At 64.9% G+C, this 15,944-nt stretch carries 16 protein-coding genes; 7 read left to right on the plus strand and 9 right to left on the minus strand.

Translation table 11 applies throughout. The annotated features are described in order from the left end of the window. Positions 1–12 precede the first annotated feature (12 nt). The 3 genes from BES08_RS33130 to BES08_RS25500 all read left to right on the plus strand — a co-directional run bounded on the left by BES08_RS33130 (position 13) and on the right by BES08_RS25500 (position 822). Positions 13–180, plus strand: coding sequence for a hypothetical protein (locus BES08_RS33130; protein ID WP_156799962.1), 168 nt, complete (start codon positions 13–15; stop codon positions 178–180). A gap of 160 nt (positions 181–340) precedes the next feature. Then, the gene (locus BES08_RS25495; protein WP_069709678.1) at positions 341–556 is read left to right on the plus strand and encodes a hypothetical protein; all 216 of its coding nucleotides are present in this window, start codon (positions 341–343) and stop codon (positions 554–556) included. A gap of 2 nt (positions 557–558) precedes the next feature. Continuing rightward, on the plus strand, positions 559–822 hold the full coding sequence (locus BES08_RS25500) for a DUF3892 domain-containing protein (protein WP_069709679.1): 264 nt from the start codon (positions 559–561) through the stop codon (positions 820–822). 61 nt (positions 823–883) lie between these two features. Here BES08_RS25500 and BES08_RS25505 read toward each other — a convergent pair whose 3' ends face one another. Continuing rightward, positions 884–1,933, minus strand: coding sequence for a helix-turn-helix transcriptional regulator (locus BES08_RS25505; protein WP_231958430.1), 1,050 nt, complete (start codon positions 1,931–1,933; stop codon positions 884–886). A 49-nt stretch (positions 1,934–1,982) separates the two neighbouring features. Here BES08_RS25505 and BES08_RS25510 point away from each other — a divergent pair, with 49 nt between their 5' ends. After that, positions 1,983–5,360 carry a TM0106 family RecB-like putative nuclease gene (locus BES08_RS25510; RefSeq protein ID WP_069709680.1) on the plus strand — a complete coding sequence of 1,126 codons (3,378 nt, stop codon included), beginning with the start codon at positions 1,983–1,985 and terminating at the stop codon, positions 5,358–5,360. Positions 5,361–5,492: 132 nt separating this feature from the next. Here BES08_RS25510 and BES08_RS25515 read toward each other — a convergent pair whose 3' ends face one another. The 8 genes from BES08_RS25515 to BES08_RS25545 all read right to left on the minus strand — a co-directional run bounded on the left by BES08_RS25515 (position 5,493) and on the right by BES08_RS25545 (position 14,449). After that, positions 5,493–6,089, minus strand: a complete 597-nt coding sequence (locus BES08_RS25515) for an SOS response-associated peptidase family protein (protein ID WP_083274817.1) — start codon at positions 6,087–6,089, stop codon at positions 5,493–5,495. A gap of 222 nt (positions 6,090–6,311) precedes the next feature. Further along, positions 6,312–6,461, minus strand: a complete 150-nt coding sequence (locus BES08_RS33135) for a hypothetical protein (RefSeq protein WP_156799963.1) — start codon at positions 6,459–6,461, stop codon at positions 6,312–6,314. Between the two features lie 165 nt (positions 6,462–6,626). Further along, the gene (locus BES08_RS25520; protein WP_069709681.1) at positions 6,627–7,196 is read right to left on the minus strand and encodes an alpha-ketoglutarate-dependent dioxygenase AlkB; all 570 of its coding nucleotides are present in this window, start codon (positions 7,194–7,196) and stop codon (positions 6,627–6,629) included. Then, on the minus strand, positions 7,193–8,296 hold the full coding sequence (gene dinB / locus BES08_RS25525; RefSeq protein WP_069709682.1) for a DNA polymerase IV: 1,104 nt from the start codon (positions 8,294–8,296) through the stop codon (positions 7,193–7,195). The genes BES08_RS25520 and dinB overlap by 4 nt, the downstream gene beginning before the upstream one ends. Before the next feature lie 87 nt (positions 8,297–8,383). Then, positions 8,384–8,644, minus strand: coding sequence for a hypothetical protein (locus BES08_RS25530; RefSeq protein WP_231958432.1), 261 nt, complete (start codon positions 8,642–8,644; stop codon positions 8,384–8,386). A 30-nt stretch (positions 8,645–8,674) separates the two neighbouring features. Beyond that, positions 8,675–11,953, minus strand: coding sequence for an error-prone DNA polymerase (locus tag BES08_RS25535; RefSeq protein ID WP_069709684.1), 3,279 nt, complete (start codon positions 11,951–11,953; stop codon positions 8,675–8,677). Continuing rightward, on the minus strand, positions 11,950–13,773 hold the full coding sequence (locus BES08_RS25540; RefSeq protein WP_083274818.1) for a Y-family DNA polymerase: 1,824 nt from the start codon (positions 13,771–13,773) through the stop codon (positions 11,950–11,952). Before BES08_RS25540 ends, BES08_RS25535 begins: the two co-directional genes overlap by 4 nt. Continuing rightward, entirely contained in the window at positions 13,688–14,449 is a 762-nt protein-coding gene (locus BES08_RS25545; protein WP_197524525.1) for an ImuA family protein, read from the minus strand. Before BES08_RS25545 ends, BES08_RS25540 begins: the two co-directional genes overlap by 86 nt. Positions 14,450–14,690: 241 nt before the next feature. Here BES08_RS25545 and BES08_RS25550 point away from each other — a divergent pair, with 241 nt between their 5' ends. From BES08_RS25550 to BES08_RS34525, 3 genes are all read left to right on the plus strand, one after another. Next, positions 14,691–14,906 carry a hypothetical protein gene (locus tag BES08_RS25550; RefSeq protein ID WP_069709685.1) on the plus strand — a complete coding sequence of 72 codons (216 nt, stop codon included), beginning with the start codon at positions 14,691–14,693 and terminating at the stop codon, positions 14,904–14,906. A 54-nt stretch (positions 14,907–14,960) separates the two neighbouring features. After that, positions 14,961–15,518, plus strand: coding sequence for an EcsC family protein (locus BES08_RS25555; RefSeq protein WP_069709686.1), 558 nt, complete (start codon positions 14,961–14,963; stop codon positions 15,516–15,518). 128 nt (positions 15,519–15,646) lie between these two features. Beyond that, the gene (locus BES08_RS34525) at positions 15,647–15,904 is read left to right on the plus strand and encodes a LuxR C-terminal-related transcriptional regulator (RefSeq protein WP_069709687.1); all 258 of its coding nucleotides are present in this window, start codon (positions 15,647–15,649) and stop codon (positions 15,902–15,904) included. Positions 15,905–15,944 lie beyond the last annotated feature (40 nt).

The following is a 15,944-nucleotide window of genomic DNA, read 5'->3' on the forward strand; positions in this document are numbered from 1 at the left end:
CGCGCGGTCGAGATGTACCGCCGCTGGGGTGCCGACCGGATTGTGGGCGAGAAGAATTTCGGCGGAGACATCGTGCTCGCCATTGTCCAACCTGCGGATCGCGCTGTTGCCTACAAAGCCGTGGATGCGACGCGAGGCAAGGTCGTGCACGTCGAGCCTATCGCCGCCACCTATGAGTAGGGCGAGATCATCCCACGCGATAGGTCTACAACGCGCGCTGCCTGACCTCATGTTTCGCAGCGTCCAGTCCGACACCCGATGCGACGCGATCTGTCGCATCGGCTCGCCACATTGCGAATCGCGATGAACGAAAGTCGCGTCGAACGATGGAGAAACTTCTATGAGCAAAGGTCGAGGCAGCGGTAGCTACCGCAGCGCGATCAGCGGGCGGTACGTAACCGCCAAGCATGGCAAGGCCAGCCCCCACACGACCGTCCGCGAGAGCGCCGGTCCGAGCGGGAGTTCCAGTCCCCATTACCGCAGTGCCATCTCGGGCCGGTACGTTACGACCGCGCACGGGAAGGCCAGCCCCCACACGACGATCAAGGAGAGCTAATCATGGCGAAACGCTATGTGCGCGCCACCGGCAAGGACCGGCAGGGCGACATCACCCGACTGTGCAATTCCGGCGAATACTGGTCGCCCCGCGGCAAGGCGGATGCGATCAGCGACATCGAACTGGGTCTGCATGAATACTGGGTCAACTGGGCGAATGCTCCGGAGACCAAGATCCGCGTCGTCAACGGATCGACCGGGAAGTATCTGCGGACCGACCGCGACACCACGTCGCGCAACAATCTGGACGATCTGCCCGACTGCTGACGGCTTTGCCGCCAACGGCCGGGATCTGGGCCGGGGCTCACGCTCCGGCCCCGGAATGGCGTCAGGGCATCGAAGGAAAGTCCGAGCGCCGATATGCCGCGACCATCTGCGCGAGTTCGGGCGGCGATAGCACTTCCACCGCATCGCCCCACATATACAGATGCCAGCACATTTCGAGGAGGCCCGCGGCCCTGAACCGCACAACCAGCGAGCCGTCGGGTTCGCGCTCCGTAGTCTGGGACGGATGGAACAGAAAGCCTTCCGCCCAGCGCACCGCCTTGGGAGCAAAGCGCCAGGCGATATCGTGTATACCGCCCTCATGCTGGTAGGAGCCGAAGCAGCGCTCGGCATGGGCATTCAAGTCGAAACCCTCCTTGCGGATGAAGCTTTGCGAAAGAACGGTCGCTTCCTCGATGGCGTCGACCCGGAAATGTTGGATGCCGCCGCCGACCTTGCCGAGATCGACCGCGACTAGGTAGCGGCGCGCGCCGAGCAGCAACCCATGCGGCGCAACCACGCGTTCGCGCGCGACGGCGTCCTTCCATCCACGGTACAGGATACGTAGCTGTGATGTTCCCTTGAGCGCGGTGGAAATGGCCACGTCGACAGTCTCGCTCCCTAGTTGTCTGGGGCCTGGCCGCGCGGCATGGCCCAAGGCCATGAGGAGCGCTTCCTCGTCTGCCGCGAGCCGGCGGCTACGGTCGTCGGGAATCAGCGCCAAGATCTTGGCGTGGAGGCAGCGCAGCGCCGCCACCTGATCCTTGCCAGCTCCCTTGCCCAGCATGTCGAGCGCCACAGTAAGCGCCACCATTTCCTCAGGTGTCGGCGCCAGCAATGGGGCCACCGCCTTGTAAGGCAGTTTCCAGCGCGCCTTGTCCGATTCCTCGTCCTTCACTTTTTCCAGTTCGGGAAAGCATTGCCCCAGGGCGCGGATCAGGCGCTGCGCCGTGCGATAGTCTCGCTCGAGGATGTCCTCGATTTCGGCCAGACTGACGCCGCGCATGGATGCTGCCCTTGCCGCGACCGTCAGCAAGTCAATTGCATTGCGATAAGAAATATTACCCTCCCCCCGGAAGCGACAACTTCTGTCATGTAGTACCATCATGCTCATCTGCCATGACGAGTCGAGTGGTTCTTGCGGCGTATCGAGAGGAACAGGGATGTTGAGGCACGGCGGGCAGACGCTCTATTCCGCGAGCGATCTGGTGAACTTCATGGGCTGCGCGCACGCGACCGTGCTCGACGTCGGCAACCTTGCAACGCCGACCAGTTTCGCGCCCGATGACGACAGCGCGGTCCTGCTCCAGGAAAAGGGCATCGAGCACGAACGCGCCTATCTCGAGAGGCTTCGCGCGGAGGGGCGCTCGATCGCCGAGATTTCAAGCGAGGGCACGCTCGAGCAACGCGCGCAGGCGACGCGCGAGGCCATGCAGGCCGGCTATGACGTCGTGTATCAGGGCGCGTTCCTGGCAGGCCAATGGCATGGCTATTCCGATTTCCTGCTCAAGCGCGACGACGTTCCCTCCTCGCTTGGCGACTTTACCTATGATGTCGCCGACACCAAGCTCGCCCGCTCGGCCAAGCCCAAGCATATTCTGCAGCTCTGCGTCTATGCCGACATGCTGCGCGGCGTGCAGGGCGTAGCGCCCCCGTCGATGCATGTCGTTTTGGGCAGTGGCGACATCGCCACCCTGCCCACGTCCTCGCTCATCCATTATTTCACGATCGCGCGCGAGCGCTTCGAAGGCTTTGCCGCCGCTGTGCCGGACAGCTCGGCCGGCGATCCCTGCGGCCATTGCAGCTTCTGCCGCTGGTCAGATCACTGCACCGCCGAATGGGAAGCGGCCGATCACCTCTCGATCGTGGCCGGCATGGGGCGCAGCCAGCGATCGGCGCTCCGCGAGGCTGGCATCGACGGCATCGGCGCCCTCGCGGCCCTGCCTCCCGGCGCGAAAATTCCCGGTATGCAGGCAGGCACCGTCGCCAAGCTCGCGGCCCAGGCGCGGCTACAGGCTCACCAGCGGCAGACCGGCGAGGGGCGCATCGAGCTGCTCGAAGCCGCGCCGGGGCGCGGCTTTGCGCGCCTGCCGCATGCCGACGAGGGCGACATGTTCTTCGACATGGAGGGCGATCCGCTGTTCGAGGGCGGCCTTGAATATCTGTTCGGGCTGGTGGCTCTGGACCAGGGCGAGGATCGTTTCCACGCTTTCTGGGCGCATGACCGCGAGAGCGAGAAGATCGCGTTCGAACAGGCGATCGATTTCATGACCGCGCGGCTCGCGCGCCATCCCCTCGCGCATATCTACCACTATGCGTCCTACGAAGAGACGGCGCTCAAGCGCCTCGCCATGTATCACGGGACGCGCGAACAGGAGGTCGACGATCTGCTGCGCGGCGACCGGCTGGTCGATCTCTACAAGGTCGTTGCCGAAGCCATTCGCACGTCCGAGCCGCGCTACTCGATCAAGAACATGGAGGCCTTCTATCTTCCCGGAGGCCGGCAGGGCGCGGTCAAGACGGCGGGTGATAGCATCGTGATCTATGAGCGCTGGCGCCGGGTCGGCGGGGACGAGCTTCTCGCGGAGATCGCCGACTATAACGAGATCGACTGCCGCTCGACCCGGCTTTGCCGCGACTGGCTCCTGTCCCTGCGACCCGATAGCACGCCATGGTTCACCGGGCGGACGCTGGCGCCCGCCGATCCGGCAAAAGTCGCCGCACGCGAGGAGGCCGACGAGCGAACGCGGCAGCTGGCAGTGGCCCTGATCGCCGCGGACGACACGCCGTGGCGCCGCCTGCTGGTCGATCTGCTCGAATTTCATCGCCGCGAGGCCAAGCCCAGCTGGTGGGCGATGTTCGCGCGGCAGGAAATGGACGCGGATGCGCTGCTCGACGACGCCGAATGCCTGGCGAACCTCCAGCCCCACCCCACGCTGCGTGCCTGGGCGGACAAGAAGTCGGTAGTCCATCCGTTCACCTTCCCGCCGCAGGACTTCAAGATGAAGGTCGGCGACAAGCCGCTGCGCTCCGGCACGCTGGAGCCCGCAGGGGAGATCATGTCGCTCGACGAGGACACAGACACGATCGAACTCAAGCTCGGGCCAAGCCGCTCGGCCATCGAGCCGGGCACCGCGCTCATCCCCGAAGGCCCGGTGGGCGACAAGATCCTGCGCGCCGCGGTGCACCGCTATGCCCAGAGCGTGGCGAATGGCGATGATCGCTATGTCGCCGTGACCGCAATCCTGCGCCGCGATCGCCCGAAGCTTGCCGGACGCACCTCGGGACAGGCGATCGTGCCCGAAGGCACGGACGCGACTGATGGCGCGATCGATGCCCTGAGCTGGCTCGATGACAGCTATCTGCTCGTCCAGGGTCCGCCGGGCGCCGGCAAGACTTACACCTCGGCCGAAGCGATCGTCGCGCTGCTCGCGGCGGGAAAGCGCATCGGCGTTGCATCCAACTCACACAAGGCGATAAACAACCTGCTCAAGGATGTCGAAGCGAAGACGGCCGCCAAAGGTCTGCGCTATCGCGGGATGAAGAAATCCTCGCGCGAGGATCAGATCCTCGGTTCGGACGGCTGGATTGTCGATGTCGTCGGCGGCAGCGGAAGCGGTGTGTCGCCACATCATCAGCTCGTTGCGGGTACGGCCTGGTTGTTCGCCCGCGAGGACCTCGACGGCACGCTCGACTATCTGTTCATCGACGAAGCCGGCCAGGTCAGCCTCGCCAATGTCATCGCGATGGGAACGGCGGCGCGCAACATCGTGCTGGTCGGCGACCAGATGCAGCTGTCACAGCCGATCAAGGGCACGCATCCGGGCGGCAGCGGCCGATCGGCCCTCGACCATCTGCTCGAGGGACACGCAACAGTGCCTGCCGATCAGGGCGTCTTCCTGCCCATCTCCCGGCGCATGCATCCCGACCTCTGCACCTTCATTTCCGAAGCGGTCTATGAAGGGCGCCTCCAGGCCGAAACGAGCACAACCAGGCAGCACATCGATGTGGACGTCGCCGCGGATCCCGCTGCCCTTGCGGCCACGGGCCTGCGTTTCGTCGCGGTCAACCATAGCGGCCGTACGCAGCGCTCGCCCGAGGAAGCCGAGCGGCTCGCGACTACCTATAGCGCGTTGCTCGGGGCAAGTTGGACCGACCAGCTGGGCGAACGCCATGAAATCAGTGCCGAGGACATATTGGTCGTTTCGCCCTACAATATGCAGGTCGAACTGCTGCGGCGCACGCTGCCCGAAGGCGCACGGGTCGGGACGGTCGACAAGTTCCAGGGCCAGGAAGCGCCGGTCGTGCTGATCTCCATGGCCACCTCGTCGGGCGACGATCTCCCCCGAAACATCGAGTTTCTCTACAGCCGCAACCGCCTCAATGTCGCGATCAGCCGAGCCCGCTGCCTCGCGGTGATCTTCGCCAATCCCAAGCTGCTCGAGATCCCCTGCACGACGATCGCGCAGATGGAGCTGGTCGACGGCCTGTGCTGGGCCAAGCAGTTTGCCGACAATCAGCGAGATCAGGCCAGCGCATGACCTTGGCGGTGCCGGCGACAAGGCAAACTCCCTGCCCCGGGATGCGGAATAAGGTCTTTTTCCACAAGCTGGGAATTTGATCCGACACACGCGGGTTTTCAGTTCGGACTACGATTGGGGCAGATGCGCTCCTTAAGGAAAACGTCTTTGAATGTCCGCTGTCCCGCTGTTGGCGCTCCAAACCGGACCGAGCAGAATGTCCCATACATCGACATTCGAGGCTTCAAGGATCGTCACCATCGCCTTGGGATGGATCGGCTCGACGAGCGAATTGGCATCACACGTCACCATGGCGAAGGCGTTGCCGCCCTCGGTTGGCTTCCAGAACCCGGCGACCGCGAATACCGGCTGGTCGATCACCGAAAACCACATCTCGCCCTTCAATGGCGGCTTGCCGTCGCCGAGATCATGCTTGTCCGGCGTGAACTCGCAGAACTCGGTGAGCGGCACCACACATCGGTTCTCCGGACGCTCGGCGAGCCGCCGCCATTGCGGCATCGCCAGGTTACGCACGTTGGTCATTGGCCAGGCCGCCTTGCCGCCCAGGACATCCCAGGTCATGACATCCCAGTCTCGCACACCGCCTTGTTCGCGTATAACGTAGGACCGGCTTTTGGGTCGCAGTTCCTGGGGATCGAAGCGATTGTCGCGTGGGCGCTCGCTGAAAAGTTCGGCGATCGACCCCCAGATCGTCTCGATCTCACCTTTCAGGCGGGCGCGGTTGCACATAAGCTTGTTCCCGATAAATCGATGCACATCTCTACGGTGTGGATGCCTTCATTGCCATCGCGACGGGCGCATGACCTGTGGCGGTGCCCTGCACCGCGGCGTGTCCTCATAAATCTCGATCAGCGAACCGGTACCGCTGAGGTTCATTAAGCACTTCCAGCCAAGCCGAGGCGAACTCCCCGGCGATGAGAATGGGCAGTGCATGCAATGAGACCTGCGCAATCAGGCCAGAGCGCGCGCCTTTGCTTCAAAGGCCGCAGCGCGGCGCCTGAAACGTTCCGCGAGGCTGCCCCGGGCATTGGCGGCCCTTTCACGCTCTTCATGCGCGCGCTGCCGAAAGTAGGCAGCGTCTATCTGGTCGAACACGATCATCTCTCCTTGCGAACGCCTTTGGCGTTTCGAGCCGAGTCTCTACCAGTGATTCGCGACAAAATCACGACATTCAACCGATAATTGAATTACTTCGCCATGAATTGTCGATGTAACCAATTACATACTTTGATCTCGTCATGAAATCTCAGCGGAAGGATTATAATATTACCTCGCATATGCATTGGCCATGCTGCGAAAGGTGATGGACCACCGCGGCATTTCCATCTCGGCGATACTGTGCTCCCAATCGTATCGAGCACCCCCGCTCATGTGATATCCTGCACGTGGTTCCAGAGGCATTGAGGCCCGCGCGAAGCCTTCGCCGCGCCGTTGCCGGAAGCGCATCGTCGCGGGCTCTCCGAGCGATATGCCGATGATGTGCTCGTAGACCGGGCGATCCCTGTGCCAGCCGATGCCCGCACCTGGATCGTACCGGATCAGCAAGGCCTGGATCAGCAGATCGGGAGCAAGGCCGACAAAATGTGCTGCCCGATCACGAAACGGCTCCAGCCAGTCCGGGATCGGCGGCGCTTCCATGGGCTTGCCCGCCTCGAAGTCATAGCACCACCCGAATGATGTGGTGAACCGTTTGCCGGTCCAGCCCTGAAAGCGGAACGGCTTCAGATCGCTCTCGTCGATCCTGCGGATCAGCATTTGCTCCTCCGATCGATCGATGATGTCCGGCCGCTCGGCGAGACCGGGCAGAACGGGCGTATCGAACAGGTCCAGCATCATGCCGCCTCGCTTTCACCGAAAATCGGCAACTCGACCCCGGCGGCCAAATCCGCCGCCGGGGCCTCACCGAAATTCGACACCGTCACGCCAACCAGCCGGATCCCCTTTATCGGCGGCAACACCGTGCGTACGAGATCGATGGCGCAGCGCTGGAGGTTCTCCTGGGTCAAGATGACGCTGGGCTGACTGCGGCTGCGTGTAATCTGCTGGAAGTCGCCGTACTTGATCTTGACCGTAACGGTCCGCCCGAAGGTTTCGCGCGCCTCGCACCAGCGCCAGACGTCATCGGCCATCCTCAGGATACCGGCCTCGATCTCACCGGGCTCCGTCAGGTCGCGGTCGAACGTCGTTTCCGACCCGCATGACTTGCGCACCCGGTTGGGATTGACCGGGCGATCGTCGACGCCCCGCGCGATCGCGAAGTACCATTCTGCTGAACTGCCGAAGTTCTGCTGCAGGAAGCCCAGCGACTTTGCCCTGAGGTGGGCACCGGTTTCGATACCCAGGCGCTTCATCTTCTCAGCCGTCACCGGCCCCACCCCGTGAAAGCGACTGACCGGCAGCGTCTCCACCCAAGCTTCGCCCATATCCGGGGTGACAGCGAACTGTCCGTTCGGCTTGCGATGGTCGGATGCCAGCTTCGCGAGGAACTTGTTGTATGAGATCCCCGCCGATGCCGTGAGCCCGGTCTCGTCGAGGATGGCCTTGCGGATGGCCTTGGCCGTCCTCCAGGCTGTCTCGATACCGCTCTTGTTCGCTGTCACGTCGAGATAGGCCTCGTCGAGGGAAAGCGGCTGGATTAGGTCGGTGTAGCGCGCAAAGACTTCGTGGATCTGGCGCGACACATCCTTGTAGACCTCGAAGCGTGGCGGCACGAAGATCAGTTCCGGACAGCGGCGCAGTGCTGTTACCGAGGGAAGCGCTGACTTCACGCCGAACTTGCGCGCTTCATAGCTGGCCGCCGCGACGACACCTCGGGACGCGCCATGCCCGACGGCTACCGGACGTCCCCGAAGGGCTGGATCATCGCGCTGTTCAACGGAAGCAAAAAAGGCATCCATGTCCACGTGAATGATCTTGCGGATGGCTGAGTCGACCATGTGCGGGCCATAGCATGGCTGGAACAAATAACGAACATTTTATGCGAGGCCAGATGACCCCCGGGCGCGTGCACAGGACTTCTGCGCTTACGCAGCCCCGTCTTCCTCGTATCGACCCGCTAGCCGCAATTGCCTCACGATGCCGTTGAACGCGGCAGTCACCCCCTGCGCCCTGCCGATCTCGTTGCCCTGCCCTGCAGCATCCCAGTAGAGCTCGAGCGGCCAGCGCTCGCGGCAATGCGGGAGCAGGCACCGCAAGGCGAGGCGCACTTCGACGCTGTCGACCCGGCCGTCCGCACAGCGCACCACGCCGCCGCGCAGGATATGCACCGAAAGCGCGATGATCACGCGCTGATGTCTGGGAAGGGTGGCCACAGGTCAGTGAAAATCATGCGACTTGAAGCGAACCACGTCTTCGGGATCGCGGCCATCGGCATGCGGCGGCCAGTAGCTGTCGTGGGGTCTGGGGCTCCATTTTCCCTTGCCACGGAGAACGTCACCGCGATCCGGCGCGCTGGCATGGCGCGCTCCGTCACCCCTGCCCGTCTGGTGCGGGAACGACATCTCGCCAACCTTATGCAGCAGATCGCCATGATCGATGATCCGGTCGCAGATGACATGGATCACCTCGCCCTCCTTCTGCACCCGCCCCTTGAGCCCCACCATCGAGGCGGACATCACGGTGCGGCGCTGGGCCTCGAAGCGATCGGGCCAGAGGATGCCGTTGGCTATCCCGGTCTCGTCCTCGATGGTGATGAATAGCACGCCCTTGGCCGAGCCCGGCTTCTGGCGGACGAGGATGATACCGGCGACCTCGACCTTGCGGCCATCGCGGATATTCGTAAGGTCTGCGCAGCGCGTGACGCCGCGCCGGGTCAATTCATTGCGCACGAACGTGAGCGGATGGGCACGCAGCGAAAGCTGCAACGATCGATAGTCCTCGATTACTTCCCGGCCATCGGTCAATGGGCGCAGCGCGACCTCCGGTTCGACACCTTCCGCGCTCTTCACTTTTGCTGCACGATCCGCTGCAGCAAAAAGCGGCAGCGGAGCTTCGCCAAGGCCCCGCACCGTCCATAGCCCCTGCCTCCGGTCGGACCCGAAGGCGCGGAAGGCGTCGGCGTCCGCCAGCTTCTCAATCGCGGCGCGCGGAACGCCGGAGCGGCGCCAGGCATCCTCGACGGACTCGAACGGGATCTCTCCACGCGCACCGACGATGCTGGCGCCATCGGCATTGGAGAGCCCGCGCACCTGCCTGAAGCCGAGCCGCACGGCATGGTATCGACCTCGTGTCGGCTCGAGCGAGCAATCCCAGCGGCTCGCGTTTATGCAGACCGGCCGGACCTCGACGCCGTGCTGGCGCGCGTCGCCGACGATCTGGGCCGGGGCATAGAAGCCCATCGGCTGCGCATTCATCAGGGCGGCGCAGAAGACGTCCGGGTGATGATGCTTCATCCAGCTCGAGGCATAGGAGATCTTGGCGAAGCTCGCGGCATGGCTTTCCGGGAAGCCATAGGAGCCGAAGCCTTCAAGCTGGCGGAAGGTGCGCTCGGCAAAGTCGCGCGGATAGCCGCGGCCGACCATACCCTCGATCAGCTTTTCGGAAAAATGCGAGACCCCGCCTGTCATCTTGAAGGTCGCCATCGCGCGCCGAAGCTGGTCAGCCTCGACGGCGGTGAAGCCCGCGCCGACGATCGCGACCTTCATCGCCTGCTCCTGAAAGAGGGGCACGCCCAGCGTCTTTTCCAGAACCGCGCGCAGTTCGGGCCGCGGGTATTCCGGCTTTTCCAGCCCCTCGCGGCGGCGCAAATAGGGGTGGACCATGTCGCCCTGAATCGGGCCGGGGCGGACGATCGCGACCTGGATCACCAGGTCGTAGAAGCGGCGCGGCTTCATGCGCGGCAGCATCGACATCTGTGCCCGGCTCTCGATCTGGAAGGTGCCAAGCGTGTCGGCCTTCTGGATCATGGCGTAGACGTCGGGATCATCGCTCTGCAGGTCGGCAAGGCCGACTCTCAGACCCTTGCTTTCCTCCAGCATGTTGAAGGCCCGGTTCATGCATCCCAGCATGCCAAGACCCAGCACATCGACCTTCATCATCCTGAGCGCATCGATGTCGTCCTTGTCCCACTCGATGATCTGGCGGTCGGCCATTGCTGCGGGCTCGATCGGCACCAGATCATCGAGGCGATCGTGCGTGAGCACGAAGCCGCCGGGATGCTGGCTCGACTGGCGCGGCACGCCGATCAGCTGGCGCGCGAGGTCGAGTGTCAGGCGCAGCCGCCGATCCGACATGTCGAGATTGAGTTCCTCGGCCTGCTTCTCGCCCACGCCTTCGGCTGACCAGCCCCAGACCAGCCCTGCCAGCGACGAGGTCAGGTCCTCTGGCAGACCCATGGCCTTGCCGACATCGCGCACTGCACCGCGCGCGCGAAAGCGGGTGACGACCGCGGTCAGCGCCGCCCGGTCGCGCCCGTAGGTATCGAAGATCCACTGGATGATTTCCTCGCGCCGCTCATGCTCGAAATCGACGTCGATGTCGGGGGGCTCGCGCCGCTCGCCCGAGACGAAGCGCTCGAAGAGCAACTCGTGCTTGATCGGATCGATCGAGGTGACGCCGAGCACGAAGCAGACGCAGGAGTTGGCGGCCGATCCCCGGCCCTGGCACAGGATGCCGCGGCGCCTCGCCTCGGCGACGATCGAATGGACGGTGAGGAAGTAGGGCGCGTAGTTCAGCTCGGAGATGAGTTTCAGCTCATGGGCGATCTGGTCGCGGTAGTCCTGCGGAGGATCGCCGCCGAACATGGCGCCCAGCGCCTCGCGCGCCATTGTCTCCAGCGCCTGCTGCGCGGTCAGCCCCTCGATCACCTGCTCCTGCGGGTAGTGATAGGTGAGGTCGCCAAGCGAGAATGTGCAGGCCTCGGCGATATCGACGCTGGCGCGCAGGGCATCGGGATAGGCGGCGAAACGGCGCTGCATTTCCTCCGCAGACTTGAGCGCGCGGTCGGCATTGACCTCGCGGCGATAGCCAAGGTCGTCGACCCGGCAATTGTGCCGGATCGCGGTCACCACATCCTGCAGCAGCCGGGCATCGGGCGCATGGTAGAGCACGTCGCCGGTGACGACGGCGCGCACCCCGGCCTCCCTCGCCTGGCGCGCCAGCGCGTCGATCCGCACGGCATCGCCCGGGCGGCGGCGCTGGAACAGCGCCATATGCGCGCGCCTGCCATAGACGGACCGCAGATCGACGAGCGCTGCAGCATTCTCGGCATCCGCCTCGTGCGGCAACAGAATGGCGATCACGCCCTCGGACCAGGCTTTGAGCTCATGCCAGTGCAGCAGGCACGCCCCCTTCCCAGCCCGGCGTTTGCCGATGGTGAGGAGGCGCGTGATCCGCGACCAGGCTTGCCGGTCAGTCGGATAGAGCAGCAGACGGCGACCGCAGGACAGATCGACCCGGGTGCCGGCGATAAGGCGTACCCCGGTGGCCTTCTCCGCCTCCCAGGCGCGGACCACCCCGGCGACACTGCCAAGGTCGGCAATGCCGATGGCGGAATACCCGAGCTTCGCCGCGACCGAGAACAGCTCGTCCGGGCTCGAGGCGCCGCGCAGAAACGAGAAGTGCGTCAGCACCTGAAGTTCGACGTAGGCGGTCATGCGAACACCCCGTGCATCCACCACGAGAGATCGCCGGTCTCGCCGGCAACGCCGTCGCCGCGGCGGAACACCCAGTAGCGCCCGCCCCCCTCGTCCTCGACCCGGTAGTAGTCGCGCACGGCCCAGACTTCACCGTTGCGCCGCCACCACTCGCCATGGATGCGCTCGGGCCCGTCGCCGGCCACGACCGTGTAGGACCGTCCGCGCCATTCGAAACGGCGCGGAGGCTGATCGGGCAGCAGTGCGATGACGCGCGACAAGGGCTCGGGCCGCGCGAACAACCGCACCGGCCGCTGCCACGCCGGCCAGGAGCCGGCTGTCGCGATCGGGCTGGTCGGCCTCACGGCACGTTCGGGCACATGGCTCTCGACCGGCGCAATGCGGAAAACCGCGCCCTGTCCGATCCTGCCTGCCACGACGTCGACCAGGCGCGCCGGATCGCGCACCGTACTTTCCCCAGCGAGGATCGCCCCCAGGTTCTCGGCATCGAGCGGCTCGGTATGCGGCGCCAACAGCCTGAACTGTTCAAGACCCATGCCAGGATCGATGCGCTCGATTCTGAGCTTCAGGAGGCGCAGCAGGTGCGCCACCTCACGAGTGGGCCGAGAGGTGCCGATCGCCACCACCTGCTCTCCGCCATCAACGCGCAGAGCAGTCAGGCGCAGCGAGCGCGCACCCAGCCCCCGTCGCTGGAGCACTTCGGCCAAATCCTTCAACAGGTCGTACATGACCTGAGCAATCGCTTCGGCCGTGCCGATCGGTTCGAGCAAACGACGCTCGACCGCAGGGATGACCACGTCCTCCCGCGCGGTGATCGGTTCAGCCTTACCGCCAAGCGCTTGATCGAGCCGGTCGATTGCCGCGAGCCCGAGCCTGCGTGCCAGCGGCCCGCGCGCCACGGGGATCAGGTCGGCGATCGTCTCGAAACCGAACTTGCGCGCGGCGGCCAGCGCCCCGCCTTCGAGGCGCAGCGCGGCGACCGGAAGCGGCGACAGCGCCTTCACCACGCCGCCGTGAGGGATGATCCCAATATCCTCGCGGCCGTAGCGGGCCAGCGCGTGCGCGGCGCCCGGGGTCTCGGCAATTGCGATGCGCGCGGTGAACCCGGCGCGGCGACAGAAGGCCTGCAGCCGCTGGCAGAAACGCTCCTCCCCGCCATGCAGGTGCGCGGCGCCCGTGAGGTCCAGCCAGATGCCGTCAGACGGCGAGACCGCGGCGATCGGCGACCAGCGGCGGATGCCGAACAAAGCGAGGCGATCGAGCAGCGCCTGGTCGGCCTCGGGCTCGGAGGCGCGGAAGTCGAGATCGGAGACGAGCGCGCGGGCATGGGTTGCCACCATGCCGACATGGATGCCCAGCGCTCTTGCCGCCGGACAAGCCGCAACGATCTCGTCGCGGCGGCCGACCTTGCCGATGAGCGCCAGCGGGGCAGCCATGACCTGCGGTGCATCGCCCGCCTCTTGCGATACCACTGAAGAGACCGTCCGCTTGAACGGATGCTCTGCCGTCTCGGAGCGCCGTCCCAGTTCGCGCATCGGCGGCTTGGCGTGCAGCGGCAGCGCCGCGATCTCGCGCTCGACATCCAGGCGTGTGCGGTCCTCGCCCCTGACGGCGCCCTGCCCTCCTGCGTTCTGCCGCTCGCGAGCCCAGCGCGCACCCGGTCGCCATCCGCCCCCGCGAGGGACCGAGCAGGCACCGGGATTGTCGTCGACGGGAAGCTGGAGTGCGCGCGGCTCAGGCCGCGGCGCGGCGAACCGGTCCTGCCGTCTCAGCCGTTCGATGGCCAGGAACGGCAGGAACAGCGAGACGACCCGTCGCATCGCATCCCTCCACGATCAGGGAAAAGCCCTCGCCGCCGCGCTGGCGTGCGAGTTCGACCAGCCAGCGCGGGCGTCCGACGCCGGCGACGCCGAGCCGCTCGGAGGGCGCACTGGATATGCGCCAGCGCGTCCAGGCCGCCGAAGGGTCGGCAAACGGGTCACGATCCCGCCCGCGGTGACGCCGCAGCAGGAGCACCGGAATGTCGGCCTCGGCAGCCGCAAGCTGCAGGCGGCGGGTGGCAACCATCGAAACCTTGCTGGCTTCAGCGACGACGGCCGCCGGCGTTCCATCGCGTAACGCATCCTCGACCACGGCGAGTAGCGCCGCATCGTCGCGCGGCTGCGCGTGGATGACGTCTGCGGAAGCCAGGCCCGCCTGTTCCAGGCCCGGTGCGTACAGGTCATTGCGGCAGCTGACCCACAGGACCGGTGCGGCGGAGCAGCGGGCTTCGCGCGCGGCGATGCCGGCAAGGAACAGCGTAGCCGCGGCATCATCGACCAGCGAGCAGGTCAGCGCGGTCGCTTCATGCAGGGCGCCGGCGCGCAGGCCACCGGATCCGAGGCGGCCATCCAGAGCATCCATACCAAAAGGCATGGTCCGATGATCAGCCAGCGGGGTCGCCAGCGTGCGGAGGGCATCGATGCCCGGATGCGTAAGCGATGAAACTAAGGACATGGTGATTCTTTGAAAGACTCAGAAATGTTCGTTTTATGTTCTCACTTGGGGGCCGGTACGGTCAACCGGTTTGATGGACGAGCGGATTGCGACATGGGGACAAGCCTGTGCACACGACGCATACCTGCGGGCTTCGCAAATCCTAAGCCGCCCCGGACTGTTGGTTTGGAAGCGGCAATAAAGGAATGCGTATGGGAACAAACTGGATGCGGCGAACGATGCAGTTCAAGTTCGAGGTTCGATGACGATGACTCTGGGAAATTCCTGCGCAGCGTTCAACGACGAGGAGGTCGCGGAACTTCGCGCCATTGCGAAAAACTATCGCGAGGCGAGTGGGCCGGTGGTGAAGCTGTCGAACATGCTGGGCAACAAGATCGAAAGCGCGCTCAGCAAAGTGCCGGAAGGCTGGCAGGCCGCCGTCGCGCAGGCGACCGACATTGCCCTGCGCACGTCCTAGGCCGCTGCCAGCGGAACGCAGGCCGAGCCGGAATCGCGTAGCTACCTCAACACCGTGCTTGCCAAATGCGCGGGAGACCGCTGGCATCAAGTCGCATCGTCGGTCAGCGGCGCCATCGGCGGCGTCGGCGGCCTGACGACGCTGGCGCTGGATCTTGGCATGACGACCACGCTCATACTGCGCTCGATCCAGGAGATCGCGATCGGCTATGGCGAGGACATCGGTAACGAGGCCGTCCGTCTGCAATGCATCGGTGTGTTCGGCTTCGGCGGCCCGCTGAGCGAGGACGACGACGTCGACACCGGCCTGTTCGGCGCAAGGCTGGCGCTGCGCGGCAAGACGCTTGAAGCGATGCTGCGTGTCGTCGTCCCGCGTCTGCTGCCAACCGTTACCGCCGAAGCCGTAGCCAAGTCGATGCCGCTGGTGAGCGCGGCGGTCGGCGCGGTGCTGAATCCAGCCTTCACTTCGTATTACCAGACGATGGCCCACGTCCACTTCCGCCTGCGCAAGCTGGAGCGCGATCACGATCCTGAAGCCGTTCTCGCCTGTTTCGCGCGCGTCCTGACCGGCATTCGCCAACAACCACACAAACCGAAGGACGAATCCAGGTGAAAGCGCCGGCCTCCCGACACGCTATATCCTCTGTCCTGGAATTTTCCCGGATGTAAGCTGCGAGACAATCTTTGCCTTACGTCCCAGGGCAGGAAAATCATCGCGCGTTTGAGATTCGGGACAATCCTATGGCGGTCGACCCGCTGGGCCGGGCAGCGCAAAAGCTGGTATGGTCCCCGCGTCATCGCCGCTGTCTCCGCCCTGCTCATCGGCGCGAGCGCGAAATGCTGGCCCCCATGGCGCAGGGTTACACCAACAAGGAGATGGGACCGATGCTCGGCATCTCCGACCGCACGGTGGACGACCACCGCGCCGCGATCATCACCAAGACCCGCACCAACGGCACCGCGCAACTGATCGCCCTGTCCCGCGGCGAATCAACCTGAAGACGCCCGATCCGGGGTTTGCCCAGATGGCCCACTGGCT

Source organism: Novosphingobium resinovorum (assembly GCF_001742225.1).
Lineage (GTDB): Bacteria > Pseudomonadota > Alphaproteobacteria > Sphingomonadales > Sphingomonadaceae > Novosphingobium > Novosphingobium resinovorum_A.